At 42.9% G+C, this 21,732-nt stretch carries 21 protein-coding genes; 12 read left to right on the forward strand and 9 right to left on the reverse strand.

Features of this window, described 5'->3' with window-relative positions; all coding sequences use genetic code 11:
- Positions 1–33 precede the first annotated feature (33 nt).
- The 3 genes from B3143_RS00415 to dnaX all read left to right on the forward strand — a co-directional run bounded on the left by B3143_RS00415 (position 34) and on the right by dnaX (position 4,186).
- A complete protein-coding gene (locus B3143_RS00415) occupies positions 34–1,296 on the forward strand; it encodes a serine hydrolase domain-containing protein (protein ID WP_005236061.1) in 1,263 nt (420 codons plus the stop codon).
- 83 nt (positions 1,297–1,379) lie between these two features.
- Complete coding sequence (locus B3143_RS00420) at positions 1,380–1,823, forward strand: copper resistance protein NlpE N-terminal domain-containing protein (protein WP_005236059.1); 444 nt, start codon at positions 1,380–1,382, stop codon at positions 1,821–1,823.
- Between the two features lie 275 nt (positions 1,824–2,098).
- Positions 2,099–4,186: a DNA polymerase III subunit gamma/tau gene (dnaX, locus tag B3143_RS00425; protein ID WP_005236058.1), complete on the forward strand. Its 2,088-nt coding sequence runs from the start codon at positions 2,099–2,101 to the stop codon at positions 4,184–4,186.
- 7 nt (positions 4,187–4,193) lie between these two features.
- Here dnaX and B3143_RS00430 read toward each other — a convergent pair whose 3' ends face one another.
- Both B3143_RS00430 and B3143_RS00435 read right to left on the reverse strand, forming a co-directional pair.
- Positions 4,194–4,628 (reverse strand): acyl-CoA thioesterase, encoded by a 435-nt coding sequence (locus B3143_RS00430; protein ID WP_005236056.1) that lies wholly within the window; start codon positions 4,626–4,628, stop codon positions 4,194–4,196.
- Between the two features lie 55 nt (positions 4,629–4,683).
- Positions 4,684–5,841, reverse strand: a complete 1,158-nt coding sequence (locus tag B3143_RS00435; protein ID WP_005236054.1) for an iron-containing alcohol dehydrogenase — start codon at positions 5,839–5,841, stop codon at positions 4,684–4,686.
- 118 nt (positions 5,842–5,959) lie between these two features.
- Here B3143_RS00435 and B3143_RS00440 point away from each other — a divergent pair, with 118 nt between their 5' ends.
- Genes B3143_RS00440 through B3143_RS00455 form a run of 4 tightly spaced genes read left to right on the forward strand, consistent with a single transcriptional unit; the run spans position 5,960 to position 9,698 of the window.
- On the forward strand, positions 5,960–6,469 hold the full coding sequence (locus B3143_RS00440) for a low molecular weight protein-tyrosine-phosphatase (protein ID WP_005236052.1): 510 nt from the start codon (positions 5,960–5,962) through the stop codon (positions 6,467–6,469).
- Between the two features lie 3 nt (positions 6,470–6,472).
- On the forward strand, positions 6,473–7,510 hold the full coding sequence (gene murB / locus B3143_RS00445; RefSeq protein ID WP_005236046.1) for a UDP-N-acetylmuramate dehydrogenase: 1,038 nt from the start codon (positions 6,473–6,475) through the stop codon (positions 7,508–7,510).
- Between the two features lie 5 nt (positions 7,511–7,515).
- Positions 7,516–8,655: a YdcF family protein gene (locus B3143_RS00450; RefSeq protein WP_005236039.1), complete on the forward strand. Its 1,140-nt coding sequence runs from the start codon at positions 7,516–7,518 to the stop codon at positions 8,653–8,655.
- On the forward strand, positions 8,655–9,698 hold the full coding sequence (locus tag B3143_RS00455; protein ID WP_005236036.1) for an alpha/beta hydrolase: 1,044 nt from the start codon (positions 8,655–8,657) through the stop codon (positions 9,696–9,698). The genes B3143_RS00450 and B3143_RS00455 overlap by 1 nt, the downstream gene beginning before the upstream one ends.
- Positions 9,699–9,782: 84 nt before the next feature.
- Here the strand turns inward: B3143_RS00455 and B3143_RS00460 are convergent, their stop codons facing one another.
- Together B3143_RS00460 and B3143_RS00465 are read right to left on the reverse strand one after the other, a co-directional pair.
- Entirely contained in the window at positions 9,783–11,453 is a 1,671-nt protein-coding gene (locus B3143_RS00460; protein WP_005236035.1) for an FMN-binding glutamate synthase family protein, read from the reverse strand.
- A gap of 460 nt (positions 11,454–11,913) precedes the next feature.
- On the reverse strand, positions 11,914–12,936 hold the full coding sequence (locus tag B3143_RS00465) for a helix-turn-helix transcriptional regulator (RefSeq protein ID WP_005236034.1): 1,023 nt from the start codon (positions 12,934–12,936) through the stop codon (positions 11,914–11,916).
- A gap of 241 nt (positions 12,937–13,177) precedes the next feature.
- Here B3143_RS00465 and B3143_RS00470 point away from each other — a divergent pair, with 241 nt between their 5' ends.
- The 5 genes from B3143_RS00470 to B3143_RS00490 all read left to right on the forward strand — a co-directional run bounded on the left by B3143_RS00470 (position 13,178) and on the right by B3143_RS00490 (position 17,439).
- Positions 13,178–14,737, forward strand: coding sequence for a circularly permuted type 2 ATP-grasp protein (locus B3143_RS00470; RefSeq protein WP_005236033.1), 1,560 nt, complete (start codon positions 13,178–13,180; stop codon positions 14,735–14,737).
- A gap of 22 nt (positions 14,738–14,759) precedes the next feature.
- Positions 14,760–15,362, forward strand: a complete 603-nt coding sequence (locus B3143_RS00475) for an alpha-E domain-containing protein (RefSeq protein ID WP_004783892.1) — start codon at positions 14,760–14,762, stop codon at positions 15,360–15,362.
- Positions 15,359–16,138 carry a transglutaminase family protein gene (locus tag B3143_RS00480; RefSeq protein ID WP_005236032.1) on the forward strand — a complete coding sequence of 260 codons (780 nt, stop codon included), beginning with the start codon at positions 15,359–15,361 and terminating at the stop codon, positions 16,136–16,138. The genes B3143_RS00475 and B3143_RS00480 overlap by 4 nt, the downstream gene beginning before the upstream one ends.
- Before the next feature lie 20 nt (positions 16,139–16,158).
- A complete protein-coding gene (locus tag B3143_RS00485; RefSeq protein WP_005236031.1) occupies positions 16,159–16,893 on the forward strand; it encodes a proteasome-type protease in 735 nt (244 codons plus the stop codon).
- 114 nt (positions 16,894–17,007) lie between these two features.
- On the forward strand, positions 17,008–17,439 hold the full coding sequence (locus B3143_RS00490; protein WP_034704218.1) for a BLUF domain-containing protein: 432 nt from the start codon (positions 17,008–17,010) through the stop codon (positions 17,437–17,439).
- A 62-nt stretch (positions 17,440–17,501) separates the two neighbouring features.
- On the opposite strand, the gene alr is transcribed toward B3143_RS00490, so the two are convergent.
- From alr to rpsF, 5 genes are all read right to left on the reverse strand, one after another.
- Positions 17,502–18,572, reverse strand: coding sequence for an alanine racemase (alr, locus tag B3143_RS00495; protein ID WP_005236027.1), 1,071 nt, complete (start codon positions 18,570–18,572; stop codon positions 17,502–17,504).
- Between the two features lie 231 nt (positions 18,573–18,803).
- Entirely contained in the window at positions 18,804–20,243 is a 1,440-nt protein-coding gene (dnaB, locus tag B3143_RS00500) for a replicative DNA helicase (RefSeq protein WP_004783882.1), read from the reverse strand.
- Between the two features lie 216 nt (positions 20,244–20,459).
- Positions 20,460–20,906 (reverse strand): 50S ribosomal protein L9, encoded by a 447-nt coding sequence (rplI, locus tag B3143_RS00505; RefSeq protein ID WP_004783880.1) that lies wholly within the window; start codon positions 20,904–20,906, stop codon positions 20,460–20,462.
- A 9-nt stretch (positions 20,907–20,915) separates the two neighbouring features.
- Positions 20,916–21,143 (reverse strand): 30S ribosomal protein S18, encoded by a 228-nt coding sequence (rpsR, locus tag B3143_RS00510; RefSeq protein ID WP_004278792.1) that lies wholly within the window; start codon positions 21,141–21,143, stop codon positions 20,916–20,918.
- A gap of 12 nt (positions 21,144–21,155) precedes the next feature.
- The gene (gene rpsF, locus B3143_RS00515) at positions 21,156–21,542 is read right to left on the reverse strand and encodes a 30S ribosomal protein S6 (RefSeq protein ID WP_004696436.1); all 387 of its coding nucleotides are present in this window, start codon (positions 21,540–21,542) and stop codon (positions 21,156–21,158) included.
- Positions 21,543–21,732: the final 190 nt, after the last annotated feature.

Below are 21,732 nucleotides of genomic sequence, written 5' to 3' on the forward strand. Positions count from 1 at the left end.
ATCTATTTCAGGACAAGACAGGATCAAAATTCTATGGATAGAATGATGCAGCCAATTAAAGATTATCTGTTTGCTGATCAGCATAATTATCAGGGCAATGTAGATGCGCGTTTTCGCGACCTTGCTCGTCAGTTTAGCCGCCTACAGGATGCACGTACTGAACAGGGTGGTGCAGCACTTGTCGTATATTTTCAGCGACAAAAAGTTGTCGATATTTATACCGGAAAGAAGTCTGCCACAGAAAACTGGCAGCCCGATACCATGTCACTATGCTATTCCACTGGCAAAGGTGTACTAGCAACCCTAGCGCATATTCTGGTCAGTAAAGGTTATCTGGACTATGACAGATCAGTTGCAGAATACTGGCCTGAATTTGCCCAGAAAGGTAAACGGTCGATTACTTTGGCACATATGCTGAGCCATCAAAGTGGCTTGTTTGATATCCGTAATATCATTGATGATGCCACTGAAATGGCTGACTGGTCACACATGCTGGAGCGGATCGCGGCAGCTGAACCACGTTTTCAGACCACGACAGATGCCGCTTATCAACCTTTGACTTTTGGATGGCAAGTGGGTGGAGTATTGGAAAAGGCAACCGGTAAATCATTAAACCAATTAATGCAGGAATATCTGGTTCAGCCTCTGCAATTAAATGGTGCCTATTTTAGTGTGCCGCTGGATGAACTGCCTCGAGTTGCACGACCGATCTTTAAAGCAAAGTCTGCATCTCAATCTTCTAAAGGCAAAAAAGTAGCCGCACGCAAACCCGGTTTAATAGAGCGCGCCCTGATCTGGAGTGGTCAGAGTCCACAAGATTTTCAAGATGGCATGATTCCTAAAGGCATGAAGAATTTTAACTTCTTTAGTGATGAAGGTTTACAGGCAATTATTCCTTCGGCTAATGGCGTCTTTACTGCAGAGAGTCTGGCAAAAATCTATGTGATGTTGGCCAATCACGGTGCCTGGCAAGGCCAGCAGTTGATTTCACCTCCAGTATTGCAGCGACTAAACCAGGTGCAATATACCCATCGTGATCGGGTGATGCCTGTACCCATGCACTGGCGTCTGGGTTATCACCGTATTTTGACCTTGGGTAAAGCCTCTACAGGTTTCGGTCATATGGGCTTTAACGGTTCTGGTGCCTGGTGCGATCCGGAACGCAGTTTAAGTTTTGCCTATACCCATAACTTCCCCACAGGTTCATTAACTGGAGATTACCGTCTTTGGGGGCTGACGCAGGAAACTTTGCGCTGTGCTGATGCGGTATTGACAGGAAGAAAAGGCTGGCGCTAACTGAATATCCTTGATTTGGGAGTTTAGTCAGTCATTTAAAATATGCTATTTTGTGGCAAATTCCAGCGCTGCGAAATGAAATCATGAAAAAAGTAATACTGATTCCCTTAGTGGCAACCGGTGCTTTATTCGGTTGTCAGGATCAATCCCAGTCAGCTAAAAATACTATTGTTGAAGCCAAGGCGCAGATTCCAGCATGGGCGGGAGAGTATCAGGGTACAACTCCTTGTATGGGCTGCTTGTCGCGTTGTGATGATTGCCCAGGTATGGCTGTCATGCTAACTCTGTATGAAGATCAGACTTATACTTTGCAGCGTGAAAGCCTGAGTGGTCATAATGGGGTGGAAACCTTTAGTGGTCCAATTCGTTTTCAGGATGATTCTTATCAGAAAATTGAGCTGGTGAATGTAGCAACTCGTAATTTACTGTATGTTGATCTGGAAGAGCATGTGCTGGAAATCCGTGAAGACAAAAGCGGTAAACGTTACCAGATGCAGAGTGATTTTATTTTAGGGCGATTCGCTTAAGCAGATTCAACTCAATTCTTTACCTTCGATCAGAAATTTTTATTTTTAAGATTGTATTCATCTACTCAAATAGATGGAAGATCAATAGATATTTTATCTTTCAAATATACAAAAACTATTCTGATATTTCACTCAGGCATAAAAATGGAGCAAACAGCTTCGAGATAGTTGATTTAAATCAGTTTGATAGGCCTATCTCTCCAGATCATAACTGATTAATTCATTCACTATTTTATAAAAAAACAGTATGCTTAGACCTGTAAAAAGGAGCATACATGTATCAAGTACTTGCGCGAAAATACCGTCCCCGCAATTTCAACGAATTGGTCGGTCAAAACCATGTTTCACGTGCTTTAACTAGTGCACTGGAGCGTGGCCGTTTGCACCATGCCTATTTGTTTACGGGAACGCGTGGTGTTGGTAAAACCACGATTGCACGTATTTTGGCGAAGTGCTTGAACTGTGAAACCGGTATTACATCAACTCCTTGTGAGGTATGTCCGACCTGTACCGCCGTCAATGAAGGCCGTTTTATTGACCTGATCGAGATCGATGCGGCATCACGTACCAAAGTCGAAGATACCCGTGAGCTGCTGGACAATGTCCCTTATGCGCCAACTCAGGGTCGTTTCAAGGTTTATCTGATCGATGAAGTACATATGCTGTCCACGCATTCTTTCAATGCTCTATTAAAGACACTGGAAGAACCACCGGAGCATGTCAAATTCCTGTTCGCTACCACAGATCCACAAAAGCTGCCGATTACCGTTATTTCTCGCTGCCTGCAATTTACTTTGCGTCCATTGGCTGTTGATGAAATTACCGAACATCTGGGCAATATCCTGACGAAAGAAAGCATTCAGGCTGATCAGGATGCGATCTGGCAGATTGCTGAATCTGCTCAGGGCTCGCTTCGTGATGCCTTATCCTTAACCGATCAGGCGATTGCCTATGGTCAGGGGGCGATCCAGCATCAGGATGTCAAAGACATGCTGGGCTTGATCGACCGAACAATTATTTATGATCTGATTCTGGCGATTCATCAAAACCAGAAAGCACGTGTCAGCGAATTGTTATTGCAGTTCCGTCAGCAGGCGCTGGATGTATCACTGGTTTTAGATCAGCTGATTTCTACCTTGCATGAACTGGCTTTATTACAATATCTGCCAGATTTAAGCCTGAAATACAGTGCCGAGATCAATCAAAAGATCATGCAGTTATCGGCTTTAATTTCAGCACAAGATTTGCAGCTGTATTATCAGATTGCCTGTAAAGGCCGGGCTGACCTACAGCTTGCGGTTACGCAGGAGCAAGGCTTTGAGATGACGGTGCTGCGTTTGCTAGCCTTCCGTCCGCTACAGCCCAATGAAATTCCAACTAATACAGCTCAGATACAACAAGCTGTACCTGCTGCTTCAGCTTCACAACAAAATCAGATAACGCAGCAGGAAAGTGCTCCGGTTGCTCAAGCTGTAGAAGATTTTTCCTTAGATGATGACTATGAAGACGATCAGGATGATAATCCAGTCACTGCACAGTCTGAACTATCTTCGGATGACTTTCTGGATGAAGACGAGCCAGAAACCAATTCTGAGCCTCAAGTTATACAAGCTGAATCAACTAGAGTAGAACAATCTGAGTCTGAACAAATTGTATTTGATCCAAACCTGGAAGATGGTCTGTTTGGTTTTGACGATGTTCCTGCAGAACCTGTTCCATCCAGCCCTGAAGCCAGCAGTGATGATTTCCTCTTAGAAGAATTCATTCCTGAAAATGATACTGCTGCACTAGTAGAACAAGAACCGGAGTTTAATCTGGATGCCTCGACTCCTGGATCAGAACAAGTGATTCATAAAGCAGATGAAAGCCGGCCAGAAATTTCTACTCAGACAGAGGCTGCATCAACTCAAATCGCAAATACAAATATTTCTACAGACCGTAATCTGATGCCTCAGGATATTCTGCAAATTCCGGTACAGAATATGCAAGGTGAATGGACGGTAGAAAAATGGGAATTCTGGTTTCGTAACAGCCAGTTATCTCCAGCAGTTCAGGAACTGGCTCAGTATGGCATCATGACCGGCCAGATTAATGCAGCATCGGTATTTCATATTCCAGAGCGTTATCAGCCGCTTTTGTCGCAGCTACAACATCATCTGGAAGCAGCTTTGCGGGAACAATGGCCGCAGACCATTTTCCAGGTGAAGTTTGAAGATGTAGAGCAGTTAACGCCATATACCATGCAGCAAGAACGTAAAGTACGTGCTTTTAAACGTGCAGAAGAGCTGTTGCAGGCTGAACCGGCTGTACGTGACTTGCTAGAACAGTTTGATGGTGAATTGCACAATATTCAGCTGAAATAAAATAATCTTATACTGAGACAAAACGCGCTAAAGCATCCCGCATTTCAGCTGGAATCGGGGTGCTTTTTCGTGTGTAGCGATCGACAAACACATGCACGAAACTGCCTTGAGCTGCTGCCGTATCAGAGTTCATTTTGAAGATTGCCAGATCATAGCTGAGAGAACTATTACCCATTTTTTCTATGGCGACACCTACCTCTATAATTTCCGGATAAGACAGCTCCTGATTGAACTGGCATTGCGAGCTGACCACCAGTCCAATTATTGGAGAATATTTGGGATCAAATGCGGCTTCCTGAATCAAGAGGGCATTCGCGACCGTATCAAAATAGCTGTAATAAGTGACATTATTGACATGGCCATACAGATCATTGTCTGCCCAACGAGTCTGTATCGGCAGAAAAAATGAATAATGTTCACGTTGTTTAAGAGCTGCTTTCATATTTTAAAATAACTTGTAGTGACTAGGTCTGCTGAGTTAAAAAATAAACCTAAATTTAATAAATCGACTGATAGATGTTGTAAGCATCTTCCAGAGTAAGTTCACGTGGATTGTTCTGTAACAGGCGGCCCTGTTTCATGGCATCTTCGGCCATGATCATCAGCATATGTTCAGGAATTCCTAACTGTTTGAGTTTCAGGGTTAAGCCACTTTTCACCAGATGGTTATTAAAATGATCAATAAACAGGTCAGTCAGGCCATCATGGCAGCCTTTGCTTTGCGGATCTAACCAGCACATCAGTTCGGCATAGAGGGCTTTGGCATCCGGTGTATTAAATTTCATCACTTCAGTTAATACCAGTGCATTACTATGTCCATGCGAAATATGGAAATGTCCACCTAGCGGATAAGCCAACGCATGTACAGCACCCACTGGTGCATTGGCAAAGGCTTGACCTGCCAACATCGAGCCAACCAGCATGTTTTGACGTGCTTCCAGATCCTGACCATCGTCCAGCACACGTTGAAGATTGGCATTTAACAGTTTCAAAGCATGCTTGGCCAGCATATCGGAATAAGGATTTTTTTTGATTTTAGAAGTATAAGCTTCAATAGCATGAACCATGGCATCAATGCCGGTCGCAGCAGTAATTAAAGGTGGCAGATTTTGGGTAAATGTTGCATCCAGAATGGCAGTATCCGCAAACAGGATCGGTGCCACAATGCCGGTTTTTGTGGTTTCACCGGTAGTGACAATTGAAATTGGGGTGACTTCAGATCCTGTACCTGCAGTGGTAGGAACTAAAATCAAGGGCAAACGAGGGCCAGTGGCCTGATTTACGCCATACAAATCGGATAAAGATTGGTGCTGTGCTGGATGACTCAAGATTGCAATCAGCTTGGCGACATCCATAGAGCTGCCACCACCAAAGCCAATTACGATATCGACATTTTCCTGTTTGGCAAAATCTGCGGCTTCAAGCACTACATGCTCAGGTGGATCGACCTGTACATCGGAATAAATTGCATAATCTAGTCCCGCATCTTCAATAATTTCCAGAATAGGCAGGTGTAATTGATGCTGTAGCATACCTGGGTCAGTGACCAGTAAAACACGCTGATAACGGCCCTGTTTGAGAATAGAGGATAATTCCTGAATCGTACCGAGGCCGGCGATGATGTTGGGAACGGTTTGAAACTGAAATCGATTCATGTCTTTATCCTTTAATTTTTATCGCAAATACAAAATTATTATGGGGCGGTGATATAGGATTCATCAGTTAAATAACTTAACATAAGTATCTTGAAAATGATTAACTCTGAGGTTGTTTATGTCATCCAGAACGCCATATAAGGTGTTATGTGTTTGTTTGGGAAATATTTGTCGTTCTCCCACGGCAGAAGTGGTACTCAGACATTATTGTGATGAACAGAAACTCGATATTGTGGTCGACTCAGCAGGAACCAGTAATTACCATCCGGGGAAAGCACCTGATTTGCGTAGCCAGCAGCATGCCTTAAAGCGAGGTTATGATCTTTCCGGTCTGCGTGCACGTCAACTTAAAACCCATGATTTTATTGACTATGATCTGATTCTGGCGATGGATCTGGAAAATCTGGCGGATATTCACGCGCTTCAGCATCAGGCAGAGGCAGAATTCGGACACCTGCGTGCCCAGGTTGCTTTAATGAGTGAACATGATCAGCACTATCCAAAACAGGCTTTGCCAGACCCATATTATGGCGGGGCAGATGGTTTTGAGCGTGTCCTGAACCAATGTGAGTCCAGCAGTCGGGCTTGGGTAGAAATTTTTAAACAACATCAAACAGAAAAGGTTTAAGTCATGCAGATTCAGACTCAGGTTCAACTTAAACCTTTTAACACGCTAAATCTTGAAGCGATTGCCGCTTATTACAGCCAGATCCAATCAACTGATGATCTGATTGCCGCACTGGAGTTTGCTGAGCAGCAACAACTGAATGTGTTAATTCTTTCTGGCGGTAGCAATATGTTATTGCCGGAACAGATTGATGCACTCGTCCTGCATATGGATATTCAGGGCATTGAAATGCTGGAAGGAAATGAGCAGCATCAATGTCTGCGGGTAGGCGGGGGCCAAGTTTGGCATGACTTCGTACTCTGGACGACAGAACAGAAATTCTATGGTTTGCAGAATCTGGCCCTGATTCCCGGGCTAGTCGGCGCATCTCCAGTGCAGAATATTGGGGCATACGGTGTCGAGGTCGGCGAATTTATTCATGCGGTAGAGGTCTATGACCGTAAGCTGAAAAAATTTGATTCCATTCCTGCCGCAGACTGTCATTTTTCCTATCGTCATAGTATTTTTAAAGATGATCCAACACGTTATGTGATTACACACGTTACTTTTAAATTACTAAAACAGGTAAATCTGAAACTGAATTATGGTGATCTTAAAGCAGCGGTGGGTGATAATCTCACAGCAGAAAACTTGCAGCGGCAGGTGATCCGGATTCGTCAGAGCAAACTGCCTGATCCTAAAGAATTTCCAAACGTGGGAAGTTTCTTTAAAAATCCTATCGTAAATCAACAGGTTTTTTACCAAATTGCTGTGCATTTTCCTGATTTGCCCCATTATCCGCAGGCCAATGATCAGGTTAAAATGGCGGCAGGCTGGCTGATTGATCAGGCAGGCTGGAAGGGGAAACAGCTTGGGCCAGTAGGCATGTTCCATAAACAGGCACTGGTTCTGGTGAACTATGGTCATGCTTCTCTGAAGGATGTCCGTCAAACCTATGGCGCAGTACAGCAGGCTGTCTGGGACAAATTCAAGATTATGCTCGAACCTGAACCGGTATTATTTGATTGTAAAGGCTTAATTCGATCTCATCAGGATAAATAACGTATATGAAAAACACCCATTGGATGGTCCGTTTAGTACAAATCGTCGCAGGACTGTTTGTATTTTTCGGCTGTCTGGTGATGTTAATCTATTCGCCATTTTATTCGCAGCTTGTGGTTAAGGGACTCAATCGATTTGTGTCCTTTGAAATTAACGAAGTTGCAGCACAAAGCCAGAAAATGGCTTCCCTGAGTGAAGATGATACGCTCGAACCAGGTTCTGATCAGTGGATTGCCCGTCAGGCTTATTTACATGTGATGGAACAGGATATCCAGAAAAATCATTCTGCCAATCTGATGCTGATTCAGGCACGCTACAAGATACTGCAACAGATGATTGAAGAACATCAGCGTGAACAGCAGGAAGAAAAAGCAGAACAGAATCAGCCTGCACAAGTGCCTTTATTGTCCCAGCAAGAACCTGTTGAAGCCGTTGACCCAACTCAGAAGGTCCGCGAACTGCTGGAGTGGGACAGTAATGAAAACAAAGAACGCGTTGAGCAATATATTGAATTCTTGACAACTCATCCTTTAGAAGATGAAGAAGCGAGTGCCGTTCAGGTCACAGCGAAAGAGGAAATCAAGGAAGATCTGGCTTTACTGCAAGAACAACAGCAACAAAAACCGGTCAATCAATCTAAGCCTTATGCCATTGTGGTCTTAGGTGGTGGTCTAACCTTGCATGAAAATGGTAAGGATATTGTGGTCAATGACTATACCCGTTTGCGTCTGGAAACCACACTCGCAGTTGAAAAACAGTATCAGTTACCGATCGTATTGAGTGGTGTGGAAGCGCCGTATATGCAGCGCTGGTTACAAAATTACAATGTCGATGCCAAATTGCTTGAAGACCGTAGCATGAATACCTGTGAAAATACCCGTTTCAGCTCATTATTATTGCAAAAAAAAGGTGGAGCACCGACTGTGATTCTGATTACCGACCGTTATCATATGCCACGTACCCGTCGTCTGTTTGCATTAAATGGCATTCAAACTATTCCAGTGGAAGCACCGATGCCGAAGTCCTTGACCCGTTGGCGTCCAAGTCGACAAAATTATGATCATAGTCGCCGTGCCAATTATGAAATGCTGGCCACTATCCGCGATATGTGGTTTGGCTCCAGTGACTGTCGGGAGGTGCCTTAATGTCTGATATTCCGTTTTTAAACCCGACCATCCTGAAACAGCTGGATTTACCTGTTCCAAGCAGGGAAACAACGCCACAGCTTTTACAGCCCTTAAACCTGAACAGGGATGACCAGCCCACTATTGATCTGCTGTCTTATCGCAGACTGTATGGTTTCGATTTGCTGGATTGCAAGCATTGGCAGGGTTATGTACAGATGCCGCTGTTTAAACTGCATGTGCAGGTATTTACACCCAATCTGGAAAATACCCGTTTTGACAAGATTCAGGGAACGGCCTTTCTATTACATGGATATCTGGAACATAGCGGAATTTATCAGCCGATTGTACGTGAGTTGCTGGAACAGGGCTTTAGCGTCCTGACCTATGACCTGCCGGGGCATGGTCTCAGCGATGGTTCATCTGCCAGTATCCAGAATTTTGATCATTACCAGCAGGTTTTGCATGCGGTATATCGTTATGTGAAGCATGCCGAGCAGTTACCTAAACCTTGGGTTGGCATTGGACAAAGTACCGGTGGTGCGATCTGGATGCATCATTTGCTCGAATTTGCAGAACGACGCGAAAATCCGTTTGTAGATCGCGTGCTGTTATTGTCACCATTGATTCGTCCAGCTAAAACTGCCTGGTGGCACAATCCGCTCGGTCTCGGCATTATCAGCCGGATCAAGCGTGAAGTACCACGTCATTTCCGCCGTAATAACCATAATCCTGAATTTCTGCGCTTTATCCGACTTAAAGATCCTTTGCAACCCCGCATGATGGGCATGGATTGGATTCTGGCGATGTCACGCTGGATGCTGGAAATGGAAGCACGTCCAGCCTGCCGAATCCCTGTCTGGTTAGCTCAAGGTGCTCAGGATCAGACAGTGGACTGGCGTTATAACATTGAATTTATCCGTCGCAAGTTCCGCCTGCAAACTTTGTTAATGCTGGAAGAAGGTTCACATCAATTGATTAATGAACGCGCGGATATCCGTGCAGCACTCACAGGTTTAATTCCAGCCTTTTTACATGCGCATGGCAGTAAGACCTATTATTAGACTGTGACACTCTCAATTAAAAAAAGGCGTTTTAGTAAACGCCCTTTTTTTGTCTAATTTGACTAATTTTTGATTCTTATAGGCTCAAAAACTTTCCAGTTTGGCCATATTCCACATACGGAAATAAAAGTTTTCCTCATCTTTATTTTCGCAATGTAATAATTCGCCTTCTTTAAGCCAGAAATGAATCTGGGCAAAGTTCTTGATTTCATGATTGCTGATTCGCTGTGCCAAATGATGCGGCTTAATGGCAGAAGGATGTTTTAAACCTGCTGAAGCGATGAGCTCAGACAGGGCATGCATTGTATTTTTATGGAAATAAAACACTCGCTCTGCCTTAGTCGGGACATGTAGTGCTTTTTGACGCTCTTTATCCTGAGTAGTCACTCCTACTGGGCATTGATTGGTATGACAACTTTGTGCCTGAATACATCCGACTGCAAACATGAATCCGCGCGCTGAATTGACCCAATCTGCGCCAAGCGCCATGGTACTGGCAATATCAAAAGCACTGATAATTTTCCCGCTTGCACCAATTTTAATCTTGTCTCTCAATCCTGCACCGACCAAGGTATTGTGCACAAACAAAAGGCCTTCTCTTAAAGGAGTACCCATATAGTCAATCAATTCAATTGGTGCAGCACCGGTACCGCCCTCAGATCCATCTACCACAATAAAATCAGGATAAATTTTGGTATGTAGCATGGCTTTCACCATACTCATAAATTGCCAAGGTTGACCCAGACAAAGTTTGAATCCGACTGGCTTACCTTCAGAAAGCTCGCGCAGTTGTTGAATGAAATTCATCATTTCAATGGGAGTTTTAAACGCTGGATGACCAGAAGGTGAGACACAATCATGTTCACGGCTAATCCCGCGAATCTGAGCAATTTCTTCTGAAATCTTGGCTTTAGGTAAAATCCCGCCATGTCCAGGCTTTGCGCCTTGTGAAAGCTTGATTTCAATCATCTTTACTTGAGGTAGCTTGGCTTTTTCTGCAAATTTCACCGGATCAAACTGACCCTCTAAGGTCCGACAACCAAAATATCCGCTACCAATTTCCCAGACAATGTCACCGCCATGTTCCAGATGATAAGGGCTGATACTACCTTCCCCGGTATCATGAAAGAATTTGCCTTTTTGCGCACCAAGATTCAAAGCCCGAACCGCATTGGCACTTAAACTTCCGAAACTCATAGCCGAGATATTCAAAATGGAAGCAGAATAAGGCTGGGTACATTGCTCATTGCCGATTAGAATACGAAAGGTTTCTGGATCGGCAGGTCTGCAAGGGGTAAGGGAATGGCTAATAAACTTATAATTTTCTTCATAGACATTTATGATCGAGCCGAAGGGCTTATCTGAATTTTCATTTTTAGCCCGTTGATACACCAGACTGCGCTGCATACGTGAAAATGGCAGGGCATCCCGATCCGCTTCAATAAAATACTGACGAATTTCAGGACGGAATTCTTCAAAGATAAAGCGGAAATGACCCATAATCGGGTAATTTTTTAAGATTGAATGTCTGTTCTGCAAGACATCATATAGGCCTAGCAGGCTCAGCAGAATACTGACGATCCATAAGGTATTCACCAAAGTTGCCGGCATAAAATAATAGATATAGCGCGGTTCATAACCGATATGAAAAATCGTAAAAATAACGGCGATGGTGATGCAGGCAAACCAGACCGAGTGCCGTGAAAAGAAAGTATTAAGTAATTTGTGTCGTACTAATTGCGCAGGGTTAGCCATTATGAAATTAAATTCCTATTTCCACTACGATAGCGTTTAATAATGTGCAGAGCTGCCTGGCTTATACAAGCATAGAATTGTTTTTTAATTTTATAAACTTGCTGAAAGTCTTTTAATGGCCGCCATACTTATCTTCTAGATAGATAATAAATTTTCCAAATAATCTTCTATGAAAAAATTGTGCAAAAGGCATGCATTCTTTTTATTTCAAAAACAGGCTTAAGCGCTCTATAGTGATTTTTATCCCCACAGCAGGAGTGTAAATTATGACAAAAAAATCGATCCGTTTTAATAATGCAGAGCTGGCTTGCTCATGTTATCAGACTCTTTAATTTCTAATGTGACACATCCGGTCTGTTTTCTGGGGCAAGAGGAAAGCAGACCGGCTCAGTAACAGATCACCAGAGCAATAATAAAAATAAAATAATAAATTGATCAGGTCCCCAAAATGGGGACTTTTTTATTCTTTGGAAGAGACTGAATCAGTTTCATTCACTTGGTAAACAGCATCTGCCACTATTTTTGGTTCGATGTTTTTGATTTTATTACCAAAACTGCGTAACCACCAGACCAGTTGCGAGGTAAAAGGCACAGTCGCACTAATCAGAGCCATGCCATTTTCAATTTTTTCAATGTTTTGATCTTTGCTGAGCTGACTTTCCTCAAAATAGTGTGCATCAGATTCAGGCATGCTCAGTTGAAGTAATACATTTTCTGTTGGCTGGTTAAAATCGACCCGGAATCCTAAAGCGCCAGATTCGATGTATTCATCAATATCAAAATTTACCGGATGCAGGGCACGAGAATTCAGCACCACCGCTGATTTAAAACGGTGCAGGGCAAAGGTTTGAATATCCGATTTATCATGACGGGTACAGACCAGATAGATAATTGAACCTTTTTGTACTAATGCCAGCGGATTTAAAATATAGGTTTTCTCTTCGCCATTATGACCACGACCCTGATAAACACATTCCAGCTGTTTGTCCTGTAACAGGCCTTCGTAAATCGCCTGTTGGGCCGTTTTATCGACTACAGGCGGAATAAGTGGCTGAGTGGCAGGCACGATTCTGACCCGGTTAATCCATTGCCGTACATTATTTTGTGATGACAGGCTGCGTCGAGCCAGATCAAACCAGGGGTTCATTTCTTCAATCAGACTAGGTGGCAGTAGGTGTTTGAGATGTTCTTCCACCATCATAAAAGTCACCGCCTGTGAACTGGTCATATGCGGCAAGCTTTGAATGGGCGCATCTGAACGCCAGCGCCAGCCTTGTGGCGTGGTTTTACTGCTCTCAATCGGAAAACGCTGGGCAATCTGGTTCAGGTCACGCTGAATAGTACGCAAACTGATCTCGATCCCTTCACGATTCAAGATTTCCTGGAGTTCACGGGTTCCCATCCATTTTCCGGTAGAAAGACGCGACAAGATTTGCCATTGGCGGTAAAGGCTATTGGAGGTTTCTTTTTCTTGTGCTGACATAATGTATTTTTACTGGCAATCAATGGAAACAAATTAAATATGAGCTTACCACAATAAAAAATCTGGCTTTTTTTCGCAAGTTATTCTGCGCAACAATTGACCTACAATCCGTAAACATCTTGGCGAAAAATGATATTGAGTGAATAGGCACTTTACTGGGTTAATGCATACTTCGAAACGGATGTCATGGCATGGATATTGCTCTGATTTTATTATAATAGATTACAATGAAGAGGTTTGTATGCTAAAAGAAAGCCAGGATACAAATACTATTACAACAGTAGAAAATCATACTGCAGCAGATTTAAGCAAAAATTTTACAGATACTACAGCACTCAATATTTCAATCAAACATAGTCCGCATTTTTTATACCAAGAGATTTCTTCGAAATTTTTCAATGAAATGCGTGATCATCAGGTGATGAACAGTCAGGCAGGTCAACGACTTGAAGAATGGCTGTCACAGCATACACTGGATGAACTGAATCAGCTAAATGAAGTAGCAAAAGAACATTTTCTTTCTGATGGTATTACGTTTACCGTATACGGCGATGAGCAAGGCACTGAGCGGACTATTCCGTTTGATGTAATCCCACGGGTGATTGCCCGTAAACAGTGGAATATGGTGGCACTCGGTTCAGCACAGCGTGTTCGTGCCTTAAACCTGTTTCTGCATGATATTTATCATCAGCAGGATATTCTCAAAGCCAATATTGTTCCTGAACTTCAGGTACTGACCCATGAAGCGTATCAGCCGCATATGTATCAGCATCATTTGAAAGGCAGTATCTATAGCCAGATTAGCGGGATTGATATTATCCGGGATTCCAAAGGCGAATTTTATGTACTGGAAGATAACCTGAGAACGCCGTCTGGTGTGTCCTATATGCTGGAATGCCGCAAGATCAGCCAGAAGTTAATGCCAAAAGTGTTTGAGCAATCCAATATTGCCGGTATTGAGCAATATCCAAAACTCTTAAGAGAAATTCTGGCGGAAAATGCCTATACCGATAATCCATTCATTGTGGTTTTGACTCCGGGTCGTTTCAATAGTGCTTACTATGAACATGCTTGCCTTGCAAGGGACATGGATGTACCTTTAGTGACATCACGTGATCTTTTTGTTGAGAACTCTAAGGTTTATGTAAAAACGATACGTGGGCGTCAACAGGTTGATGTTATTTATAGAAGGGTCGACGACGCCTATCTTGATCCACTGTGCTTTAAACCAGATAGTACTTTGGGTGTTCCGGGCTTAATGTCCGCATATTTACAACATAATGTTGTAATTACAAATGCACCGGGTACAGGTGTGGCAGATGATAAATCGATTTATCCTTATGTCGATAAAATGATTCATTTTTATTTAGGTGAAAAACCAATTTTAAATAATGTTCCAACCTACCAATGCCGTAATCCGGAAGATCTGGACTATGTGTTGGCAAATTTGGATCAGCTGGTCGTCAAGGAAGCACAAGGTTCTGGCGGTTACGGCATGCTGATTGGGCCACAAGCCTCTCAACAGCATATTGATATTTTCAGAGATAAGATTTTAGCTGCGCCGCATTTATATATTGCGCAGCCAACTTTGGATTTGTCGGTCAGTCCGACTTTAAGCAATTTTGGTATTGCTGAACGACATATTGATCTACGTCCTTTTGTCTTGAGCTCACCTTACCGCACTGAAATTGTGCCAGGTGGTCTGACCCGGGTAGCCATGCAGGCAGGCTCACTGGTGGTCAACTCATCGCAAGGTGGCGGGATCAAAGATACCTGGGTAGTCGACAACTTACATTCATAACATTCCAAAGAAGGATAACGTCATGGTTTTGTTAAATACCAATGCGCAACATATTTTTTGGTTAGGCCGTTATTTATCTCGTACCCAGTTTTTATGTTCGCATTTTCCATTTTTAGATGATGAAGCCGCTGTGGCTTATGCACATGCTTTCTGTTTGCCTGCGTTTGATGCCAGTTCCTTAAATGAGCTGGTTCTAGATAGCACCCAGCCGACTTCATTTACCCAACAGTTTCAAGTGGCAAAAGACAATATTCAGGAATTGCGCGGTGTATTGTCAGGCAAAGCCTATTCCGAACTACTGAAACTGATTAAAACTGCGGATCAGAATGCCGGTTATATCTGCGATGTCGTGACAGATTGTGCCGAAATTCTGGAAGCAGAATCATCAGATGTATTTCTGTTTTTCAGTCTGGGCCAATGTCTAGAACAGCTAGATCAGCAATTACGTCTCGGTGAAGATACGACCCGTACCTTATGTAAAATCGATTATATCGTGGATACACTCTGTGAAATTGGCTGGGGCAGTGTAAAGCAATACTGGACACAGTTACGTGCCGCACCTGATCTGAAGCAGTTTTACCAGTTTAGTGATCATATTCATCGCTTGTTCGAGGCTGATGTATGAAATTGATGGTGAATCACCAAACGCAATATACGTACACAGCTGAGGTGAGGAACAGTATTCAGTACATCAAAATGATGCCTTCCACCAATGAACACCAGAAAGTGCACTATTGGGATGTCAGTGTACCGGGTCAGAAAGTAATCCGGCATGATGCCTTTCAGAATCTCTGGATGACCAGTACACAGCGTGAATCCTATCATAGCCTGATGATCATGGCACAAGGCATCGTTGAGTTAAAACTCGCGCATGAGCAGGGCTTAAATGATTCATTAAATCCCTATCTGTTTTTACAACCGACTGAAGCCACAAAATGCAATGCAGAGATGAAGGATTTTGCAGAGCGGCATGTTCCAGCATTAACTCGTAAACATTTAATCGGCTTGGCCCAAGCCGTACTCGAACACGTTCCTTATATATCAAATAGTACTACGGTACAAGGTTCTGCGATTGATGCCTTTGAAGTACGTCAGGGTGTCTGTCAGGATCACAGTCATATTTTTATCGCCATGTGTAAACATTTAGGTTTACCATCACGTTATATATCAGGTTATCTTTATGCACAGAATGCCTCACATTTGGCAAGCCACGCTTGGGCTGAGGTATTTGTTGAACAAGCATGGTACTGTTTTGATGTGAGTAATCTGTTATTTACGCCAAGTGCGCATGTCTATGTTGCGGTGGGACGCGACTATTGGGATGTTGCACCAGTACGTGGTGTAAGAGAAGAAGGCGGTGTGGAATCCATGTATTCCATCGTCCAGGTACTAGGATGTTAATTCATTAATAAGGACAAAAAATGACGTATTGTTGTGCCCTTCGTTTAGAGCAAGGTATGCTATTTATCAGTGATACACGCACCAATGCTGGTGTGGATCACATTTCGGTATTCCGAAAATTATATACCTTTGGGGCAGATGGGGAGCGCGTTATCGTACTCCAGGCCTCCGGAAACCTGGCAACAACACAGGCGGTGATCGGACATATCAGAAATCAGCTGGAACTCAGGCAGGAACCGAATATCCTGAGTTTACCCACCATGTTTGATGTTGCGGAACTGGTGGGCAATACGCTCAAAAAAGTAATTGCCAATGTGACTGATGATAGTTTAGAACAAAGTACTTACTATTGTAATTTCCTGGTCGGCGGCCAGATTAAAAATCAGGAAATGCAGCTCTATCATATTTATCCGCAAGGCAATTTTATTTGCGCGACACGGGATACGCCATATTTCCAGATTGGTGAAAGTAAATATGGTAAGCCGATTCTGGATCGTGCTCTGACCTATGATATGCCACTCGATGAGGCATTACGCTGTTCTCTAATTTCTTTTGCTTCTACCTTACGTTCAAATGTATCTGTCGGTATGCCGCTGGATGTACTTGTCTATAAAAAAGACAGCTTGATGATGCCGAAAGGTAAACGTATTGCTGAAGACGATGAATATTTTACGGATATCAGTCGGCAATGGTCAGAAACTTTAAAGAAAGGTTTGGCAGAGCTGCCTACACCATCGAATGATTATTTCTTATAATATTTATAGAAATAAAAATAAGTTTTTCTTATAAGAATTAGTAAAAATTGACTGCTTAGTGTACAGTGCTAACTTCTATACGATATTGCATAGATAAGAATAGAGGTTAGCCGCATGTACCAATTTTGTTATGCCAGTGAAAGTACCTCGTCCAAAGCCGACTTACTTCAAGATTTAACGGATATCCTTAAAGAAGCACGTGATTTTAATCATCCTAATCAAATAACAGGGGTGCTTTATTTTGCTGATGGACATTTTTTCCAGTGCTTGGAAGGTGAATGTCTGGTTTTAAAAGCTTTACTGACAGAGAGACTATCTAAAGATTCACGCCATAAAAATATTAAACTATTTGAAACTAAAGAGATTGAGCAGCGTACTTTTGGCGACTGGTCGATGAAATACATTTCTAAACGCAGTTCCATTCAACAATTCTGCCAAGAGATGGGGCTTGAAGTTTTTACGCCTAATGATTTTAACCAGGAACAAGTAGATGCTTTATTACTTGAACTGTCATTAATCGAAAATGAAGAGCAAAAATTAGCTTAAATACTGACCGTATAAAAAAGCCCAATTTATATTGGGCTTCATTATTTTTGGCTAGTTTTTCTTTAAACCAGTTTGCGTACCGGGCGGGCAGACATACGGCAAAGTAATTCATAACCAATCGTACCATTGGCTTCAGCTACATCATCAACCAGACGGGATTTGCCCCATAGTTCGACTTCAGTACCTAATTCCAGATTGAGACCAGTTGCATCAATGGCAATCATGTCCATTGCCACACGGCCAATCACACGGGTTTGCTGATCATTAATCGCTACATAGTTCTGTTTCGGGAAAGCACGTGGATAACCATCACCATAACCGATAGAAACAATGGCTAAAGTCATATCTTGATCAGCAGTGAAAGTAGAACCATAGCCGACATGTTCACCCGCTTTGATATTGTTTAGTGCAATCACTTCCGCAGTAAAAGTCATGACTGGTTTTAGATCCAGATCATGTACAGTTTTGTCTGCAAATGGAGTCGCGCCGTAAAGCATGATACCTGGACGCACAAAGTCAAAATGCAATTCTGGATATTTATAGATCGCAGCTGAATTACAACAAGAACCCATTAAAGGTGCGCAGTCATTTTTCACTTCAAGGAACTGCTGGATTTGCTGTTCATTGAGTGGATGTTCCGCATCAGCATTGGCAAAGTGCATCGCCAGCACGCAGGTAAAACCTTCTGCTTTTAGTTGATTGATCACATCTTTAATCACATCAATTTTAAAACCAAGACGGTTCATACCGCTGTTGAGTTTCACCCAGACTTTCAAGCCTTTCGCAATATAGGCTTCTTTATTTGCCAGTAACCAGTCCAGTTGTGGCTGATGATGCACAATGACTTCAATATTCTGATCGATCACAACCTGCATTTCATCTGCAGAGAAAATGCCTTCGATCAGGGTAATGGGTTGCTGGTAGCCGAGTTCACGAATTTCCAGGGCTTCTTCCAGACAGGCGACCCCAAAGGTATCACTATCTTTTAAGGCTGCTAAGCAGTCTTTAACTCCATGTCCGTAAGCATTGGCTTTGACCATGCTGACGATTTTAGCGGTTGGGGCAAGTTGTTTGACACGGTTTAAATTATATTGCAGTGCTTCACTGTCAATATAAACTGTAGCTTGGCGCACCCTAGATACTCCTGCGGGATGACAAAAATAATATCGTGTGGAACACACAAAAGAGGGAGAGAAATAACAGGATTGTGAAAACAAAAGCGGTCATTTCAAAATTGCAAATATTGTAGACCTATCTGCCATAAATGGACATGCTCATTTATATAATTTCATGCACAGCAGGCATTCTAAATAAAAAAGAGACCATTTCGGCCTCTTTTTTGGAATCAAATTAACCTTGAGTGCTTATTCTTCATCATCATATTGGGCATAGAATTCAGGAGAGAGGTTACTGAAACGGGTATATTGACCTTCAAATGCCAGACGAACTGTACCAATTGGACCATTACGCTGTTTTCCAATAATAATCTCGGCAGTACCAGCTTCTTTGGATTCCTTGTTATAAACCTCGTCACGGTAAATAAACATGATCAAATCGGCATCCTGCTCGATCGCACCAGATTCACGAAGGTCAGACATTACCGGGCGTTTGTTTGGACGGTTCTCCAGAGAACGGTTCAACTGTGATAAGGCAATCACAGGACATTGCATTTCTTTAGCCAAGGCTTTTAAGCTGCGAGAAATCTCCGAGATCTCGCCTACACGGTTATCACCCATACCCGGCACTTTCATCAACTGAAGATAATCGACCATGATACAACCGAGTTTACCACCATGCATTTTGGCAATACGACGCGCACGCGCACGAACCTCAGTCGGTGGTAGTGCAGAGGAGTCATCGATATAAAGATGCTTTTCCTGTAAATGTACAATGGTACTGGTCACCTTAGACCATTCATCACTGTCCATTTTACCGGCACGTAAATGCCCTTGATGCACGCGGCCGAAAGATGAAATCAAACGCATCGCAATCGAATCCGCTGGCATTTCCATCGAATAGACCAGCGCAGGGAGGTTGTTGTTAAACAGCACACTTTCGACCAAATTCATGGCAAAGGTGGTTTTACCCATAGAAGGACGAGCTGCGACAATAATCAAGTCACCGGCCTGCATACCAGAAGTTTTATTGTCCAGTTCTACGAATCCCGTAGTTAAACCGGTAATTGAACCTTCTAATTGGGACAGTTCATTCAACTTGTCGAATACGTCAGCTACAACAGTATTGATGGCTTTGGGGCCTTGAGCCTTGGCATTGTTATTATGTTGTTCGGCAATCGAGAAAATATTGGTTTCAGCCAGATCCAGAATTTCACTCACTGGACGGCCTTTAGTGTCATAGGCATTCTGTAAAATTTCAGAGCTGACTTTGATCATGCTACGTAAAGTAGAGAACTCTTTAATTTTACCCGCATAGGTTTCCAGGTTATAGAAACTTGAAGGGGAGTCAGCCATCAGCTGCATTAAATATTCTTCACCACCGACAGCATCGAGTAAGTTCTGTTTGATCAGCCAGTCATGTACCAGTACTGCATCATAAGGCGAGTTTTCCTTAGAAAGCTGTTCAATGGCACGGAAAATATATTTATGCCGGGTCGCATAAAAATCATTTTCAGTCAGCACATCGCCGACTTGTTCAAAAGATTCAGCCACAGTCATAAGGGCAGCAAGTACAGCCTGTTCAATCGCTAAATTGTGCGGGGGAGTACGGAACTCCTTAAGTTGGGTATCAGCAACAATTTCTGGTTTAGCGGTAGGTGCCTTTTTGCTGGCATTCGCCTGTGACATATAAATCCCTGATTTTAAATACAATGGTTAAATATTGTCGGAGATGAATAAGGTTTATTCACTACGAGATGAAATGATACGCGGTCTAATCCAAAATGCGAAGTGCAATTTTTTGTGAACGCGAAGAATAAATTGAATTTTTTACTGTTGAGCAGATTATATTTTTTACAGATAAAAAAAGAGCATGCCAAAGCATGCCCTTTTTTCGGTGAGAAATTACTCAGCTACGATAGTAACCAGAACTTCTGCAGCAACATCATGGTGCAATTGAATTGCGATGTTGAATTCACCAGTGTTGCGAAGCGCGCCATTTGGAAGACGAACTTCAGCACGGTCAACTGTAAGACCAGCATTTGTCAACGCGTCAGCGATGTCACGAGTACCGATTGAACCGAACAGTTTACCTTCATCACCAGCTTTCGCAGTGATTACGATGTTAACTTCGTTCAATTGGTCAGCACGTGCTTGAGCAGCAGCTAATACTTCAGCTTCTTGTTTCTCAAGTTCAGCACGACGAGCTTCAAAAGCAGCAGTGTTAGCTTCAGTAGCTGCAACTGCTTTACCTTGAGGGATCAAGTAGTTACGACCGTAACCAGCTTTAACTGAAACTTTATCACCAAGTTTACCAAGGTTTTTAATGCGTTGTAATAAGATAATATCCACAGCTCAACCTCACTTATGATTGTCAGTGTAAGGGATCAAAGACAAGTAGCGAGCTTGTTTGATAGCAAGTGCTAGCTGACGTTGGTAACGAGCTTTAGTACCTGTAATACGGCTAGGAACAATCTTGCCGTTTTCAGTGATGTACTGTTTTAAAGTGTCGATATCTTTGTAGTCGATGTACGTAACGTTCTCAGCTGTAAAGCGGCAGAACTTGCGACGACGGTAAAAACGTGCCATGTTAGGTTCTCCTTATGCTTCAGCAGAGTCTTGAGCTTGTTGTGCTTCTTCACGTTGAGCTTTACGCGCACGTTTTTCTTCAGCACTCTTAGCCAATAGTGACTCTTCAGTGATAGCGTTTTCACGACGGATGATAAGGCTACGAATGATTGCATCGTTATAACGGAACAATTCTTCTAGCTCATCAAGAGTAGTTTGACCACACTCAACATTCATAAGAATGTAGTGAGCTTTGTGGATCTTGTTGATTGGGTAAGCCAATTGACGACGGCCCCAGTCTTCAAGACGGTGGATTTGACCTTCAGCTTCTTTGATGTGAGTCAGGTAACGTTCTACCATACCCACAACTTGATCGCTTTGGTCTGGATGTACCAATAGTACGATTTCGTAGTGACGCATTGTCAGCTCCTTACGGTTTAAACAGCCCCAATTTAAGTGAAATTGAAGCAAGGAGTCACAACCTTGGTTGTGTCGCATAATATGCGAAGCGTGAAGTTTAGTGGTTTTGGGGCTGAAATACAAGCAAATCTTGCCAGATGATGAATGTTTAAGCAGATAAGGAAGTTAATGGTAAGCATCCGGCTAACAC

It is taken from the genome of Acinetobacter sp. UBA1496 (assembly GCF_002324975.1).
In the GTDB taxonomy this organism is placed as follows: Bacteria; Pseudomonadota; Gammaproteobacteria; order Pseudomonadales; family Moraxellaceae; genus Acinetobacter; species Acinetobacter variabilis.